This is a genomic window from Actinomadura madurae (genome assembly GCF_900115095.1).
Taxonomy (GTDB): Bacteria; Actinomycetota; Actinomycetes; order Streptosporangiales; family Streptosporangiaceae; genus Spirillospora; species Spirillospora madurae.
Map to the genome: position 1 here is coordinate 125665 of NZ_FOVH01000008.1, position 13639 is coordinate 139303.

At 71.4% G+C, this 13639-nt stretch carries 12 protein-coding genes; 8 read left to right on the top strand and 4 right to left on the bottom strand.

What is annotated here, in order from left to right:
• The first annotated feature begins 161 nt into the window (after window positions 1–161).
• On the top strand, window positions 162–1004 hold the full coding sequence (locus BM339_RS22635) for a sirohydrochlorin chelatase (protein ID WP_083597849.1): 843 nt from the start codon (window positions 162–164) through the stop codon (window positions 1002–1004).
• A 55-nt stretch (window positions 1005–1059) separates the two neighbouring features.
• On the opposite strand, the gene BM339_RS22640 is transcribed toward BM339_RS22635, so the two are convergent.
• Together BM339_RS22640 and BM339_RS22645 are read right to left on the bottom strand one after the other, a co-directional pair.
• Window positions 1060–1857 carry an enoyl-CoA hydratase/isomerase family protein gene (locus BM339_RS22640; protein ID WP_021598467.1) on the bottom strand — a complete coding sequence of 266 codons (798 nt, stop codon included), beginning with the start codon at window positions 1855–1857 and terminating at the stop codon, window positions 1060–1062.
• 4 nt (window positions 1858–1861) lie between these two features.
• Window positions 1862–2764, bottom strand: coding sequence for an SDR family oxidoreductase (locus tag BM339_RS22645; protein ID WP_021598468.1), 903 nt, complete (start codon window positions 2762–2764; stop codon window positions 1862–1864).
• 247 nt (window positions 2765–3011) lie between these two features.
• On the opposite strand from BM339_RS22645, the gene BM339_RS22650 reads away from it, so the two are divergent.
• Window positions 3012–4079, top strand: a complete 1068-nt coding sequence (locus tag BM339_RS22650; RefSeq protein WP_021598469.1) for an NAD(P)H-dependent amine dehydrogenase family protein — start codon at window positions 3012–3014, stop codon at window positions 4077–4079.
• Window positions 4080–4093: 14 nt separating this feature from the next.
• Here the strand turns inward: BM339_RS22650 and BM339_RS22655 are convergent, their stop codons facing one another.
• On the bottom strand, window positions 4094–4777 hold the full coding sequence (locus BM339_RS22655; RefSeq protein ID WP_075022134.1) for a DedA family protein: 684 nt from the start codon (window positions 4775–4777) through the stop codon (window positions 4094–4096).
• A 73-nt stretch (window positions 4778–4850) separates the two neighbouring features.
• On the opposite strand from BM339_RS22655, the gene BM339_RS22660 reads away from it, so the two are divergent.
• The 5 genes from BM339_RS22660 to BM339_RS22675 all read left to right on the top strand — a co-directional run bounded on the left by BM339_RS22660 (window position 4851) and on the right by BM339_RS22675 (window position 11561).
• Window positions 4851–5759: a glutathione S-transferase family protein gene (locus BM339_RS22660; protein WP_075022135.1), complete on the top strand. Its 909-nt coding sequence runs from the start codon at window positions 4851–4853 to the stop codon at window positions 5757–5759.
• 61 nt (window positions 5760–5820) lie between these two features.
• On the top strand, window positions 5821–6492 hold the full coding sequence (locus tag BM339_RS22665; protein ID WP_021598472.1) for an AIM24 family protein: 672 nt from the start codon (window positions 5821–5823) through the stop codon (window positions 6490–6492).
• Between the two features lie 185 nt (window positions 6493–6677).
• Window positions 6678–10403, top strand: coding sequence for a multifunctional oxoglutarate decarboxylase/oxoglutarate dehydrogenase thiamine pyrophosphate-binding subunit/dihydrolipoyllysine-residue succinyltransferase subunit (locus BM339_RS22670; RefSeq protein WP_024935426.1), 3726 nt, complete (start codon window positions 6678–6680; stop codon window positions 10401–10403).
• A gap of 67 nt (window positions 10404–10470) precedes the next feature.
• Window positions 10471–10647, top strand: coding sequence for a DUF6104 family protein (locus tag BM339_RS49990; RefSeq protein ID WP_021596826.1), 177 nt, complete (start codon window positions 10471–10473; stop codon window positions 10645–10647).
• Window positions 10648–10706: 59 nt separating this feature from the next.
• On the top strand, window positions 10707–11561 hold the full coding sequence (locus BM339_RS22675; protein WP_256255418.1) for a DUF4097 family beta strand repeat-containing protein: 855 nt from the start codon (window positions 10707–10709) through the stop codon (window positions 11559–11561).
• Window positions 11562–11600: 39 nt separating this feature from the next.
• On the opposite strand, the gene BM339_RS22680 is transcribed toward BM339_RS22675, so the two are convergent.
• Window positions 11601–12797, bottom strand: a complete 1197-nt coding sequence (locus BM339_RS22680; RefSeq protein ID WP_177287754.1) for an RNA-guided endonuclease InsQ/TnpB family protein — start codon at window positions 12795–12797, stop codon at window positions 11601–11603.
• A gap of 95 nt (window positions 12798–12892) precedes the next feature.
• On the opposite strand from BM339_RS22680, the gene BM339_RS22685 reads away from it, so the two are divergent.
• Window positions 12893–13612: a PadR family transcriptional regulator gene (locus BM339_RS22685; protein WP_021596829.1), complete on the top strand. Its 720-nt coding sequence runs from the start codon at window positions 12893–12895 to the stop codon at window positions 13610–13612.
• The last annotated feature ends 27 nt before the right edge of the window (window positions 13613–13639 follow it).

Genomic DNA, 13639 nt, shown 5'->3' on the forward strand with positions numbered 1-13639 from the left:
ATTTCCCCCTGTCCCTCGGGAGCATTGCGCCATACTCTGCTTCTTCACCCACCGCTCGCGTCGCGGCCGGCACGGGAAGGAGAGCGGCGATTCATACAGGCAACGACGACGGCCGGACCGGGAGGACGGTTCCCGGGCCGGAGGGCGTTACGATGCCCGCCGTGAGTCCCGAAAGCCAGGCACCCGAGGCACTGCCGTCGCGACGGCGCCGCACACCCCGCGGCGGCCGGCACCGCGGCGACGAATCCTTCCTGCTGCCCCCCGGATCCCCCACGCTCGTCCTGGCCGTCCCCGGTCCCGCCCGGCGCGCCGGCACCGAGGTCGCCGCCGAGCTCGCCCGGCTGGTCGAGATCGAGCACACCGGCCAGCCCGCGCGCGTCGCGCACCTGGAGGGCGACGAGGCCGGCCTGCACGGCGTCCTCGCCGGCCTGCGCCGGCAGGACGACGAGCTCGCCGCCGTGGTGGTACCGCTGTCCACCGGCCCCGACCGGGCCCTGGACGCCGCCGTGCACGCCGCCGTGACGAACTCCCCCGTGCGCGCCGTCGCCGCCGAGCCGCTCGGCCCGCACCCGCTGATCGCCGAGGCCCTGCACGACCGCCTCGCCGACGCCGGCCTCGCCCGCGCCGACCGGATCAGGCTGATGACGATGGTGACCGCCGCGTCCGGCGTCATCATCGCCACGCCCGGCGACGCGACCGCCGTCCGGCAGGCCGAGGTCACCGGCGTCCTGCTCGCCTCGCGCCTCGCGGCCCCCGTCTTCACCGCCTCGCTGAACGACGAGTCGTCCGTCAAGGGCGCCGCCGAGCAGCTGCGCATGGCCGGCGCCACGTCGATCGCCGTCGCCCCGCACCTCATCGGCCCGGAGCAGGAGGCGGCCCTCGTCCCGGCCGCGGCCGCGATGGTGGGATCCGCCCACTCCGCCCCCCTGGGCGCCCACCCCGCGCTGGCCCGCCTGACCGCCCTCCGCTACGTCGAGGCGCTCTCCACGGCGCTGGCCGACTAGCCCTCCGCTCGCCGCTGCCGCGAGCCCAGGGGCCGGCCCTGGGCTCGCGCCGGCGTCAGCGGTTCTTGAATCGGGGCGTGCGCTTCTCAAGGGTGGCGGTCATGCCCTCTGCGAGGTCTTCGGTGAAGAAGGCCAGGGTCTGGACGGCCGTTTCCGCCTGGAGCTGCCGCCGGAGGCCTTGGACGTCCAGGGACGCGTTGAGCAGCTCCTTGGTGCGCCGCAGGCCGTAGGGCGACTTGGCGAGCAGTTCGTCGGCGAGGGCGTGGGCGGCGGCCAGGTCCCCGCCCTCGGGGGCGATCTCGGTGAGGAGGCCGAGCGCGTCGGCGCGGTCCGCGTCCAGGCGCTGGGCCCGGTAGGCGATCTCCGCGGCCTTCGCCGGGCCGACCAGCCGGGGCAGCAGCCACGACAGACCGCAGTCGCCGGCCGACAGGCCGAGGTTCACGAACGGGACGACGAACCTCGTGGTCGGGTCGGCGACGCGCAGGTCGCCGGCCAGCGCCCAGGAGACGCCCATGCCCGCGACCGGGCCGTGCAGGGCGACGATCACCGGCTGCGGGATCTCCCGCAGCCGGGCGGTGACCTCGCCGCCGCGCGCGATGCCCCGGTAGAGCCGCTGCGCGCGGCCCTCGGCGGTCTCGCCGCCCGGGTCGCCGCCCTGGATGTCCATGCCCGAGCAGAAGCCGCGCCCCTCGCCGGTGAGCACGACCACCTGGGTGTCCGGGTCGCGCGCCAGCTCGTTGAGGACGTCGAGCATCTCCTCGGTCAGCGCCCCGTCGACGGCGTTCAGGCGCTCCGGGCGGGACAGGGCGATGGTGAGCACCCCGTCCCGCCGGTCGAGCTTGATCCCGCCCAACGGCTCAGGAGGTGAGCTGCTGGATCAGCGGGCCCATCTGCTCGCCCACGTTGCGGTACACGGTGAGCGGCTCGCCCGCGTTGATCGCGGTCCAGTTGTCCCGGACGTCCTCGACCGAGAGCGTCTCCTTCTGGCCGTAGCCGGGGCCCTCCGCCACGAGGATCTTCGCGATCCGGCCGCCGCCGACGGTGTAGACCTCGCCGGAGTCCTCGTTGGACTCGTGGACGAGGTAGGCGACGAGCGGGGTGACCTGCTCGACGCCGAGCTTCGCGGCGAAGTCGGCGGGGAGCAGGTCCTCGGTCATCCGCGTCCAGGCGACCGGCGCGATGGCGTTGGCCTTGATGTTGTACTTGGCGCCCTCGTGCGCGAGGGTCTTGGTGAACCCGACCAGGCCCATCTTCGCCGTGGAGTAGTTGGCCTGGCCGAAGTTGCCGAACAGGCCCGCCGGCGACGAGGTGTTCACGATGCGGCCGTAGCCCTGCTCGCGCAGGTGCGCCCACGCGGCGCTGGACACCAGGAACGAGCCGCGCAGGTGCACGGCGATCACCGCGTCGAACTCCTCCGCGCTCATGTTCTTGAACGACCTGTCGCGCAGGATGCCCGCGTTGTTGATGACGATGTCGACCTTGCCGAACGCGTCCAGGGCGGTCTGCACGATCGCCTGCGCACCCTCGGGGGTCGCGACGTTGTCGGGGTTCGCGACGGCCTCGCCGCCGTTCTTGGTGATCTCGTCGACGACCTCCTGCGCGGGGCCGGCGGAGGCGCCGGCCCCGGACCGGTCGCCGCCGAGGTCGTTCACGACGACCTTGGCGCCGCGCGCGGCGAGCTCAAGCGCGTGCTGCCGGCCGAGGCCGTGGCCCGCCCCGGTCACGACCGCCACGCGGCCGTCGTAGCGCAGTTCCGACATCTCGTGTCTCCTCACATCGCACCGACTACGCCCCCAGGTAATCATCAAGGGGTTACCCAGTGGTACCAGTAAACCGAATCGCGCTCGGCCGCGGCCCTCCGGGGTCACGCGTCCCGGCTGGACGCGAGGGCCGTCCTGCGTACGATGGGGCATGGGGGGAAGTTGCGCCGTATGCCGCATTCGGGCGGGGCGGCGGCGTAGTCTCCCCACTCATCGGAGCCGCAGGAGCAACGGAGGTCCTCTCTCGATGAGTTCCGCCGAGCCGTTCACGCCGTCCCCGCGCCGCTACCGCGTCGTGCAGTGGGCGACGGGCACGATCGGCCGCAGCGTGATCCGCGGCGTGATGGACCGCGACGACATGGAGCTCGCCGGCGCGTGGGTGCACACCCCGGCCAAGGTGGGCGCCGACGCCGGGGTCCTGGCCGGGCGCGCCCCGATCGGCGTCGCCGCGACCGGCGACCTCGACGACATCCTCGACCTGGACGCCGACTGCGTCATCTTCGCCGCGAGCCCCGTGCACGACCGGTTCGCCGAGCTGGACACGCTCTGCGCGCTGCTGTCGTCCGGCAAGAACCTGATCTCGCTGAGCGGCCTGGTCTACCCGCGGGCGCACGGACCGCACTTCGTGAACGAGCTGGAGCAGGCCTGCAAGCGGGGCGGCGTGTCCGTGCACGGCAGCGGCGTCAGCCACGGCTTCATGGCGGACGTGATGCCGCTGATGCTGGCGCGGCTGTCCCGGCGGATCACGCACGTCTACGCCCGCGAGTGCACCGACTTCGCCCGGCACCCGTCCTGGCGGATGGTCCACGGCATGCTCGGGTTCGGCAAGAACGAGGAGGCGTACCTGCGCTCCCTGCGGCCGAGGCGCGCCGCGATGCGGACGCTGTACTCCGAGAGCCTGCACCTGGTCGCCGCGGGCCTCGGCGTCGACCTCGACGAGATCGACGTGGACGCCGCCCACCGGCTCGCCCGCACCGACCTCGCCACCGCCGCCGGGCCGGTCCCGCGCGGCACGGTCGCCGCGGCCCGCTGGACGTTCAGCGGCATCGCCGCCGGCCGGCCCGTCATCACCCTGGAGATCGTGCACAAGGCGAACGCCGCGCGGATGTGCGGGGAGTGGGGCCGGCCCGGGTACTCGCTCCGCGTGGACGGCCGCCCGTCGCTCACGCTGGCGGCCGACCGGGACTGGGCCTCCGACGAGATCTCCGCGGCGACCGCGCACGCGCTGAACTCCGTCCCCGCCGTGTGCGCCGCCGAGCCCGGCATCCGGACGTACCTGGACCTGCCCATGATCAGCGGCCGGATGCACCTGTAGCTCCGGCACCGGGGTCACGGAAGAGTGCGCGCCGGCTCCGCTTCGGGCATGCCCGCCGCCGCCTCCGCCGCCTCCGCCGCGGCCTCCTCGCGGGCCTCCAGGCGGCGCTTGCGGACGCTCCACACGGCGAGCGCGACGACCGCCGCCACCGCCAGCCCGATCGCGAGGCCCCGCCCCGCGAGCTTGGCCGCGTGCTCGAACGCGGCGCCCGCGAAGAAGCCGCCGAGCGTGAACGTCACCACCCACGTCACGCCGCCGATGACGTTGAACAGCAGGAACGTCGGATACGGGAGCCGCGAGCTGCCCGCGAGCGCCGGCATGAGCGCCCGCAGCAGCGCGGTGAACCGCCCGATGAACACCGCGAACGCGCCGCGCCGGCGGATCAGGTCCTGCGCGCCCGCGACCTTGGCGCGGTGTCTTCGCATCACCTTGACGTCCAGCAGCCGCGGCCCGTACCGGCGCCCGACCTCGTAGCCGACCGAGTCGCCCGCGACCGCCGCGACCACCGCGATGGCGAGCAGCGCCCACAGGGACAGCACGTGCTGGCTCGCGAGGACGCCGCCGACCACGATCGCGGTCTCGCCGGGGAACACGAACCCGACGAACAGCGCCGCCTCGGCGAACACCAGCGCTGCGACGATCAGATAGATCATGGCGGGTGGGAGCCCGTCCACCAGGGCGTTGAACTGCTCGAGCATGGACCCCCGCATCCCGTTTGACATCGATCGCCGACGGTTATGGTAGCCGCGGGCGACTCGCGGAGGAGACGGCATGAGCGTGCAGGAGGTCGAGGGCGGCCGGTTCGTGCGGCAGGCCAACCGGTTCACCGAGCGGATCACCGCCGACGGGTCGAGCGGCCTGCCCGCCGAGCCCGGCCGGTACCGGCTGTTCGTCTCCTACGCCTGCCCGTGGGCGCACCGGACGCTGATCGTCCGCCGCCTGCTCGGCCTGGAGGACGCGATCTCCGTCGCGGTGGTCGACCCGATCCGGGACGAGCGCGGCTGGCGGTTCCCCGACCGCGACCCCGTCACCGGCGCCGTCTTCCTGTCGGAGCTGTACCTCGGCACCGACCCGTCCTTCGAGGGCCGCTACACCGTCCCGTGCATCTGGGACACGCGGACGGAACGCCTGGTCACCAACGACTTCCCCAACATCACCACGATGTTCGAGACCGAGTTCACCGCGTTGCACCGCCCCGGGGCGCCCGACCTGTACCCCGAGGGGCTCCGCCCGGAGATCGACGAGCTGAACGAGCTGGTGTACACGACGGTCAACAACGGCGTCTACAAGGCCGGGTTCGCCACCTCGCAGGACGCCTACGAGGAGGCCTTCGACGCGCTCTTCGACACCCTCGGCCGGCTGGAGGAGCGCCTCGCGTCCCGCCGGTACCTGTTCGGCGACGCCATCACCGAGGCCGATGTCCGCCTCTACCCGACGCTCGCGCGCTTCGACGCCGTCTACCACGGTCACTTCAAGTGCAACCTGCGGCGGCTGACCGACTACCCGAACCTGTGGGGCTACGCCCGTGACCTGTACTCGGTCCCCGCGTTCGGCGAGACGACGAACTTCGACCACATCAAGCGGCACTACTACGTGACGCAGCGCAACATCAACCCGTCGGGTGTCGTCCCGAAGGGGCCGCTCGTGGACTGGACCAGCCCGAACGACCGGGGACGTTGACGGCGTCCGCCTCGTTATGCTGACAAACCTCCAGTAATCCCACGAGAGGCACGACCCGACCATGCGCAGCCAGTTCTTCGGCAACCTCGATCAGGGGCAGCAGCTCCCCGGCCACTTCGCGCTCCAGAACTCCAAGATGCTCCGGATCCACCTGAACGGGGACGTGCTCGCCCGGCAAGGCTCCATGGTCGCCTTCCAGGGCCAGATGGAGTTCGACTACGAAGGCGCCGGCGGCATCGGCAAGTTCATGAAGAAGGCCCTGACCGGCGAGGGCGTCCCCACCATGCGCGTCAAGGGGCAGGGCCTGCTGTTCGTCGCCAACGACGCCGATGACATCCACCTGTTCTACCTGGAGAACGAGGGCATCACCGTAAACGGCAAGAACATCCTCGCCTACGACCCGCACCTGCAGTCCGACATCCAGCGGGTCCAGGGCGCCGGGATCGCCGCGGGCGGCCTGTTCAACACCACCCTCACCGGCACCGGCTGGGTGGCGCTCACCACGCACGGCACCCCCGTCATGCTCGACTGCGGCCGCGCCCCCACGTTCGCCGACGGCCAGTCCGCGGTCGCGTGGAGCACCAGCCTCCAGGTCGGCGTCAACCGCACCTTCAAGGCCGGGGCCCTGATCGGCCGGGGCAGCGGCGAGGCGATGCAGCTCGCCTACCAGGGCCAGGGCTTCGTCCTCATCCAGGCCAGCGAAGGCCCCACGGTCGCCCCGCACACGCACTGAGCACGCCGGTGACCGATCAGTTGATCTTGCCGAAGGCGCGGCTCCGCCTTCGGCGAGTTCAGCCAAGGTGACGGGCGCGCCCGAGAGGGTTACCACCGCGCTGGCGTGGCGCGGGGGCAAGTGCGAGTAGCCTTGTCTGCGTCTCAGAACCAACCTGCGAGCTGCGGAAGAGGGCGATCTCCGCCGTGTCGACAGAGTCGTCGCAAACAAGTGCCGACCCGAAGACCACAGATTTCGGCGCCAACGAATGGCTGGTCGACGAGCTGTACCAGAAGTACCTCGAAGACCCGAACAACGTTGACGAAGCCTGGTGGAACTTCTTCGCTGACTACCAGCCGGACAGCCGGCCCACGTCCGCGACCCCCGCGTCCCCCCAGGCGCCCGCCGACAGCGCGGCCCCGCAGGCCGGCAACGGCACCGCGGCCGCACCGCCGACACCGCAGCGGCCGGTGACGCCGCCGAAGGCGACCGACGGCAAGGCCCCGGCCGCCAAGGCCCCCGCGCCGAAGGCCGACAGGCCGGCCCCGCCGCCGGTCCCCGCGGGCGCGGAGGAGGTCCGGCTGCGCGGCGTCGCCGCCCGGACGGCCACCAACATGGAGGCCAGCCTCGGCGTGCCGACGGCGACGAGCGTGCGGGCCGTCCCGGCGAAGCTGCTGATCGACAACCGCATCGTCATCAACAACCACCTCAAGCGCGGCCGCGGCGGCAAGGTCTCGTTCACGCACCTGATCGGTTACGCGATCGTCAAGGCGCTCACCTCGATGCCGGAGATGAACGCCGCGTTCACCGAGGTGGACGGCAAGCCGGTGCTGGTCCGCCCCGAGCACGTGAACTTCGGCCTGGCGATCGACCTGCAGAAGAGCGACGGCTCGCGGCAGCTCGTGGTGCCGAGCGTCAAGGCCGCCGAGACGCTGGACTTCCGCCAGTTCTGGGCCGCCTACGAGGAGATCGTCCGCAAGGCCCGCGGCGGCAAGCTCACCCTGGAGGACTTCCAGGGCACCACGATCAGCCTCACCAACCCGGGCACGATCGGCACGGTCCACTCGGTTCCGCGGCTGATGCCCGGCCAGGGCACGATCATCGGCGTGGGCGCCATGGAGTACCCGGCCGAGTTCGCGGGCGCGTCCGGCGAGACCCTGTCGCGCATGGGGATCAGCAAGGTCATGACGCTGACCTCCACCTACGACCACCGGATCATCCAGGGCGCGCAGTCCGGCGACTTCCTGCGCCGCATCCACCAGCTGCTCCTCGGCGAGGACGGCTTCTACGACGAGATCTTCGAGGCGCTGCGCATCCCGTACGAGCCGGTGCGCTGGGTCAAGGACATCTCCGCCACGCACGAGGACGACGTCGCCAAGGTCGCCCGCGTGCACGAGCTGATCCACGCCTACCGGGTCCGCGGCCACCTGATGGCCGACACCGACCCGCTGGAGTACAAGCAGCGCCGCCACCCCGACCTCGACATCCTCAAGCACGGCCTCACCCTGTGGGACCTGGAGCGCGAGTTCGCGACCGGCGGGTTCGGCGGCAAGCCGACGATGAAGCTGCGCGAGATCCTCGGCGTGCTGCGGATGGCGTACTGCCGGACGGTCGGCATCGAGTACATGCACATCCAGGACCCGGAGGAGCGCGCCTGGATCCAGGAGCGCGTGGAGGTCCCGCACGACAAGCCGTCGCGCGAGGAGCAGCTGCACGTGCTCCGCCGCCTGAACAGCGCCGAGGCGTTCGAGACGTTCCTGCAGACCAAGTTCGTCGGGCAGAAGCGGTTCTCGCTGGAGGGCGGCGAGTCCGTCATCCCGCTGCTGGACTCGGTGATCTCGGCGGCGGCGAAGGACAGCCTCGACGAGGTCGTCATCGGCATGGCGCACCGCGGCCGGCTGAACGTCCTCGCCAACATCGTCGGCAAGTCCTACGGGCAGATCTTCGGCGAGTTCGAGGGCAACCTCGACCCGCGCAGCGCGCAGGGCTCCGGCGACGTGAAGTACCACCTCGGCGCGTCCGGCGACTTCGTCGCGAGCGACGGCTCCAAGATCCACACCGAGCTGGTGGCGAACCCGTCCCACCTGGAGACGGTCGACCCGGTGCTGGAGGGCGTCGTCCGCGCCAAGCAGGACCTGCTGGACGTCGGCGAGGCCGGGTTCAGCGTGCTGCCGGTGCTCATCCACGGCGACGCCGCGTTCGCCGGGCAGGGCGTGGTGGCCGAGACGCTGAACCTGTCGCAGCTGCGCGGCTACCGCACCGGCGGCACCGTGCACGTGATCATCAACAACCAGGTGGGCTTCACGACCGCCCCCGAGTACTCGCGGTCCAGCGTGTACTCCACGGACGTGGCCCGGATGATCCAGGCGCCGATCTTCCACGTCAACGGCGACGACCCGGAGGCGTGCGCGCGGGTGGCGCGGCTGGCGTTCGAGTACCGGCAGACGTTCAAGAAGGACGTCGTCATCGACATGGTCTGCTACCGGCGGCGCGGCCACAACGAGGGCGAGAACCCCTCGTTCACGCAGCCGCTCATGTACGACCTGATCGACGCGAAGCGGTCGGTGCGCAAGCTGTACACCGAGGCGCTGATCGGCCGGGGCGACATCACGGTCGAGGAGGCCGAGCAGGCGCTGCGCGACTACCAGGAGCAGCTGGAGCGGGCCTTCACCGAGACCCGCGAGGCCGTGAAGAAGCCCCTGGAGCCGGGCTCGGTCGTGAAGCCGGACGTCGAGGAGCGCATCCCGATCGACCACGGCAAGGCCGGGTCGGCGATCCCGCAGGAGACCGTCAAGCGGCTCATCGAGTCGCAGGTCGCCCTGCCGGAGGGGTTCACCCCGCACCCGCGGCTCCAGCCGATCCTGCAGCGCCGCGCCCAGATGATCGAGGACGACGCGATCGACTGGGCGACCGGCGAGCTGCTGGCGATGGGCTCGCTGCTGATCGACGGCCACCCGGTGCGGCTCGTCGGGCAGGACACCCGGCGCGGCACGTTCGGCCAGCGGCACGCGGTCCTGGTCGACCGCAAGACGGGCGAGGAGTACACGCCGCTCAAGCAGTTCGGGCAGGGCGTGTCGAAGTTCTACGTCCACGACTCGCTGCTCAGCGAGTACGCGGCGATGGGCTTCGAGTACGGCTACTCGATGACCCGCCCGGACGCGCTGGTCTGCTGGGAGGCCCAGTTCGGCGACTTCGCCAACGGCGCCCAGTCGGTGGTGGACGAGTACATCTCCTCCGGCGAGCAGAAGTGGGGCCAGCACTCCGGCGTCGTGCTGCTGCTGCCGCACGGCTACGAGGGCCAGGGGCCCGACCACTCGTCCGCGCGGATCGAGCGGTACCTGCAGCTGTGCGCGCAGGACAACATGACGGTGGTGTACCCGACCACCCCGGCGAACTACTTCCACCTGCTGCGCTGGCAGGTGCTGTCCAACCGACACAAGCCGCTGGTCGTGTTCACGCCGAAGTCGCTGCTGCGGCTGAAGGCGGCGACGTCCCCGGTCGCGCAGGTCACCGCCGGCGCGTTCCAGCCGGTCATCCCGGAGAGCGACCCGGCGATCGACCCGGCGGGCGTGCGGCGGGTGCTGCTCACCACCGGCAAGATCTACTACGACGTGGTGAAGGCCCGGGAGGCCGCGGGCGCGAACGACACCGCCGTGGTCCGGATCGAGCGGCTGTACCCGCCGCCCGTGGACGAGATCAAGGCGGAGCTGGCCAAGTACCCGGCGGACGCCGAGGTCGTCTTCGTGCAGGACGAACCGGCGAACATGGGCGCCTGGCCGTTCATGGCGCTGAAGCTGCCGCACCACATCGAGGGGCTGCGGATGTCGCGGGTCTCGCGCCCGGCGTCCTCGTCCCCGGCGGTGGGCTCGGCGAAGCTGCACCAGGCGGAGCAGGAGGCACTGCTGGCCCGGCTGTTCGGCGAACAGAAATAGGACGCGACGATCCGAGGGCTCCGGTGCGCCGCGCCGGGGCCTTCGGCGTCCATGGAGAGAGAACGCCATGTACTTCACGGATCGGGGCATCGAGGAGCTGACGGACCGGCGCGGTCCGGAGGAGGTCAGCCTGGCGTGGCTGGCGGACCGGCTGCGGGAGTTCGTCGACCTGAACCCCGAGTTCGAGACGCCGGTCGACCGCCTCGCGACCTGGCTGGCCCGGCTCGACGACGACGAGGACTGACCCCCGGTAAACGCGATACATCTTGACTTTCGGATGACGCGACATATCGTGTTTACTGGATGTGGGTCCGCTCCGACGAAGGGCACATCGCGATGTCGCGCTGGACGATCGACGAACCGACCACCCTGGACTTCGACGGCGTGGTCGCGCTGCGGGTCACGCTGATCGCGGGCAGCGTCTCGGTGCTCGCCTCCGCCGAGCGGCCGTCCATCATGGTCGGCGACGTCGAGGGCCCGCCGCTGGTCGTCACGCACGAGGCCGGCATGCTCACCGTCACCCACGAGAAGCTGTGGGAGGGCGTGCTGAGCTGGCTGCGCACCAACCGGGTCCGCGCGGCGATCACGGTCACCGTCCCGCACGACTGCCCCGTCACGCTGAACCTGGTGTCGGCGGACGCGGTCGTGACCGGCACGACGTCCCGCACGTCCATCAAGAGCGCCTCCGGCGATGTGACCCTGGACGGGGTGGCGGGCAAGGTCGACGCCAACACCGTGTCCGGCGACATCGAGGCGCAGGGGCTGGACGGCCGGGTGTCGTTCACGTCGGTCTCCGGCGACCTGTCGCTGGCCGGCGCGTCCGTGGACCACCTGGCGGCCCGCGCCGTCAGCGGCCGCATCGCCGCCGACCTCAGCCTCGGCGGCGACGGCGGGGTGGACGTCAACACGGTCTCGGGCGAGGTGGCGCTGCGCGTCCCCGAGTCCACGAACGCGCAGATCACGCTGAACTCCGCCGCCGGGCAGATCGACTCGTCCTTCCCCGAGCTGTCCCGGCAGGAGCGCACCGTCTCGCGCAGCGCCTCCGGCAAGATCGGCGACGGCTCGGGCCGCATCACGGTCAACACGGTCTCCGGCCGCATCACCCTGCTCGGCCGCGCCGACGCCCCCGAGATCACCACACCCCGAATGGAGAATTGACATCCTCCCCCACCCGGAAGCAGGGGATTTCAACCGTTCCTACGCTGGGAGGGGGTCCGGTTGAGGTTCGCGGTTCACAGCCCCGCCCGTCGGCTGGAGGGCTCCCCGCGCTGCCACCGTGCGTCCCACGGCGGTCGTTCGGATGTTGCATGCGGCATTGACGTCGGCGTTGGCCCGATGCCCGCAGGCCACACACCGGAAGACCGCTTGGCTCTTGCGGTTGTCCGGGGCGCGGTGCCCGCAGGCATGGCAGGTCTGCGAGGTGTAGCGCGGATCGACCTTGACGACGCGTCCGGGCGCCTTGTGCTGCAGCCGTGTCACCAGCCGTCCCCAGCCGTTGGCGAGGATCGCCCGGTTGAGTCCGGCCTTCTGCGCAACACCCGTGCCAGGGGCGCCGACGGTGCCGCGCGCCGAGCGGGTCATGGCGCGCACATTCAAGTTCTCGACCGCGATGACGTCGAAGCCCGCGGCGAGGCGGGTGGTGGTCTGCTCCACCCAGTCGCGGCGCCGGTCGGCCTCCCGCGCCTTGAGGCGGGCAATGGCCGCTTTGAGAGGGACGCGGCGGGTCGACCCCCGGCGGGCGCGGGCCAAGCGCCGTTGCAGCCTGCGGAGCCGCCCGGCCTCCCGGACGGTGAGGCCGGGCGCACGCAGTTGGTCACCGGTCGACAACGCCGCCGACACGGTCACCCCTCGGTCCACACCCACCACGGCTCCGTTGCCCGGCGCCGGGATCGGGGCCGGGACGTGCGCGAACGCCACGTGCCAGCGCCCGGCGCGATCACGGGTCACCCGGTACGACTTCACCCCGTCGGGGACGGGGCGGGACCAGCGAAACCGCACCCACCCCACCTTCGGGATCTTCACTTCGCCCGTCTTGCGGGACAGGCGCCGCACATCGGCGGGCTTGACCGCGACGATCCGGAAACCCTCATGGAGGCCGGCTTTACGCCACGTCGGCCGCCCATGCGTGCGGGCGAAGAAGTTCGCCATGGCTTGGGCGAAGTCCTTGAGCGCCTGCTGCTGAACGATCACCGATCCGGCGCGCAGCCACGCGAACGCGGCCCGGGCCTCGGTGAGCTGGCGGCACTGCTCGGCGAATCCTGGCGCGCCCTTGCGGCCGGGCGTCCAGTGCCGGTGCTGCTCGACGGCGAGGTTCCACACGTACCGAGCGTGCCCGCAATGTTCCAGCAGCCCGGCCTCCTGGGCGGACGTCAGCTGCAGACGGTAACGGGACACGCACAAGAAGCTAGCGGAGAGGACCGACAGAACATGACCAGACGGAGGACCTCCCTCCTTACCCTGAAGGACGGGGCTCCGGCCCCAGAAGATCGGTGAGCCCCGTCTTCGGCCACGGTCGCCTGCGGCTCTACCTGCTGAAGCTGCTGGAGGAGAGCCCGCGGCACGGGTACGAGGTGATCCGGCTCCTGCAGGACCGGTTCCTCGGCGTCTACTCGCCCTCCCCCGGCACCATCTACCCGCGGCTGGCCCGGCTGGAGGCCGAGGGGCTGGTCACGCACGAGGTGATCAAGGGCAAGAAGGTGTACTCGCTGACCGACAAGGGCCGCGAGGAGCTGGAGCGCCGGATGGACGAGCTGGCCGACCTGGAGGAGGAGATCGCCGCGTCGGCCCAGGAGTTCGCCCGCGGCGTGCAGGAGGACGTCCGGCAGACCGTCCGGTCGCTGCGCGAGGAGCTGACGCAGGCCGCGCGGACGATGCGCGACCAGGGAAAGGCCACGTCCAAGGAGGCGTGGAAGGAGACAACCCATCGGCAGAAGGACGAGTGGCGCCGGCAGAAGGAGTACTGGCGCGAGCAGAAACAGGCGTGGAAGGAGGAGTGGCGGCAGAACTGGGACGACGCCTGGAAGACGGCGACCGGCACCCGCGAGGACGTCGCCCGCCTCAAGCTGGAGCGCCTGCTGCGCCGGTTCGTCGAGGACGTCCGCAAGAACGCCAAGAAGTCGGATCTGGACGACGACGACCTCGCCGCCGCGCAGGACGTCCTGGACGAGGCGTGCGAACGGCTGAGCGTGATCTTCCGCCGGGAGCCGTGACCCGCGCCGGAGCGGAGGCCACGGCCC

What these genes read in the sequence shown, in the direction of transcription:
- BM339_RS22675 (WP_256255418.1), top strand. Translation starts at nt 10,707, where the DNA reads ATGTGGGTCCGCTCCGACGAAGGGCACATCGCGATGTCGCGCTGGACG.
- BM339_RS49990 (WP_021596826.1), top strand. Translation starts at nt 10,471, where the DNA reads ATGTACTTCACGGATCGGGGCATCGAGGAGCTGACGGACCGGCGCGGT.
- BM339_RS22650 (WP_021598469.1), top strand. Translation starts at nt 3,012, where the DNA reads ATGAGTTCCGCCGAGCCGTTCACGCCGTCCCCGCGCCGCTACCGCGTC.
- BM339_RS22645 (WP_021598468.1), bottom strand. Translation starts at nt 2,764, where the DNA reads ATGTCGGAACTGCGCTACGACGGCCGCGTGGCGGTCGTGACCGGGGCG.
- BM339_RS22660 (WP_075022135.1), top strand. Translation starts at nt 4,851, where the DNA reads ATGAGCGTGCAGGAGGTCGAGGGCGGCCGGTTCGTGCGGCAGGCCAAC.
- BM339_RS22655 (WP_075022134.1), bottom strand. Translation starts at nt 4,777, where the DNA reads ATGCTCGAGCAGTTCAACGCCCTGGTGGACGGGCTCCCACCCGCCATG.
- BM339_RS22665 (WP_021598472.1), top strand. Translation starts at nt 5,821, where the DNA reads ATGCGCAGCCAGTTCTTCGGCAACCTCGATCAGGGGCAGCAGCTCCCC.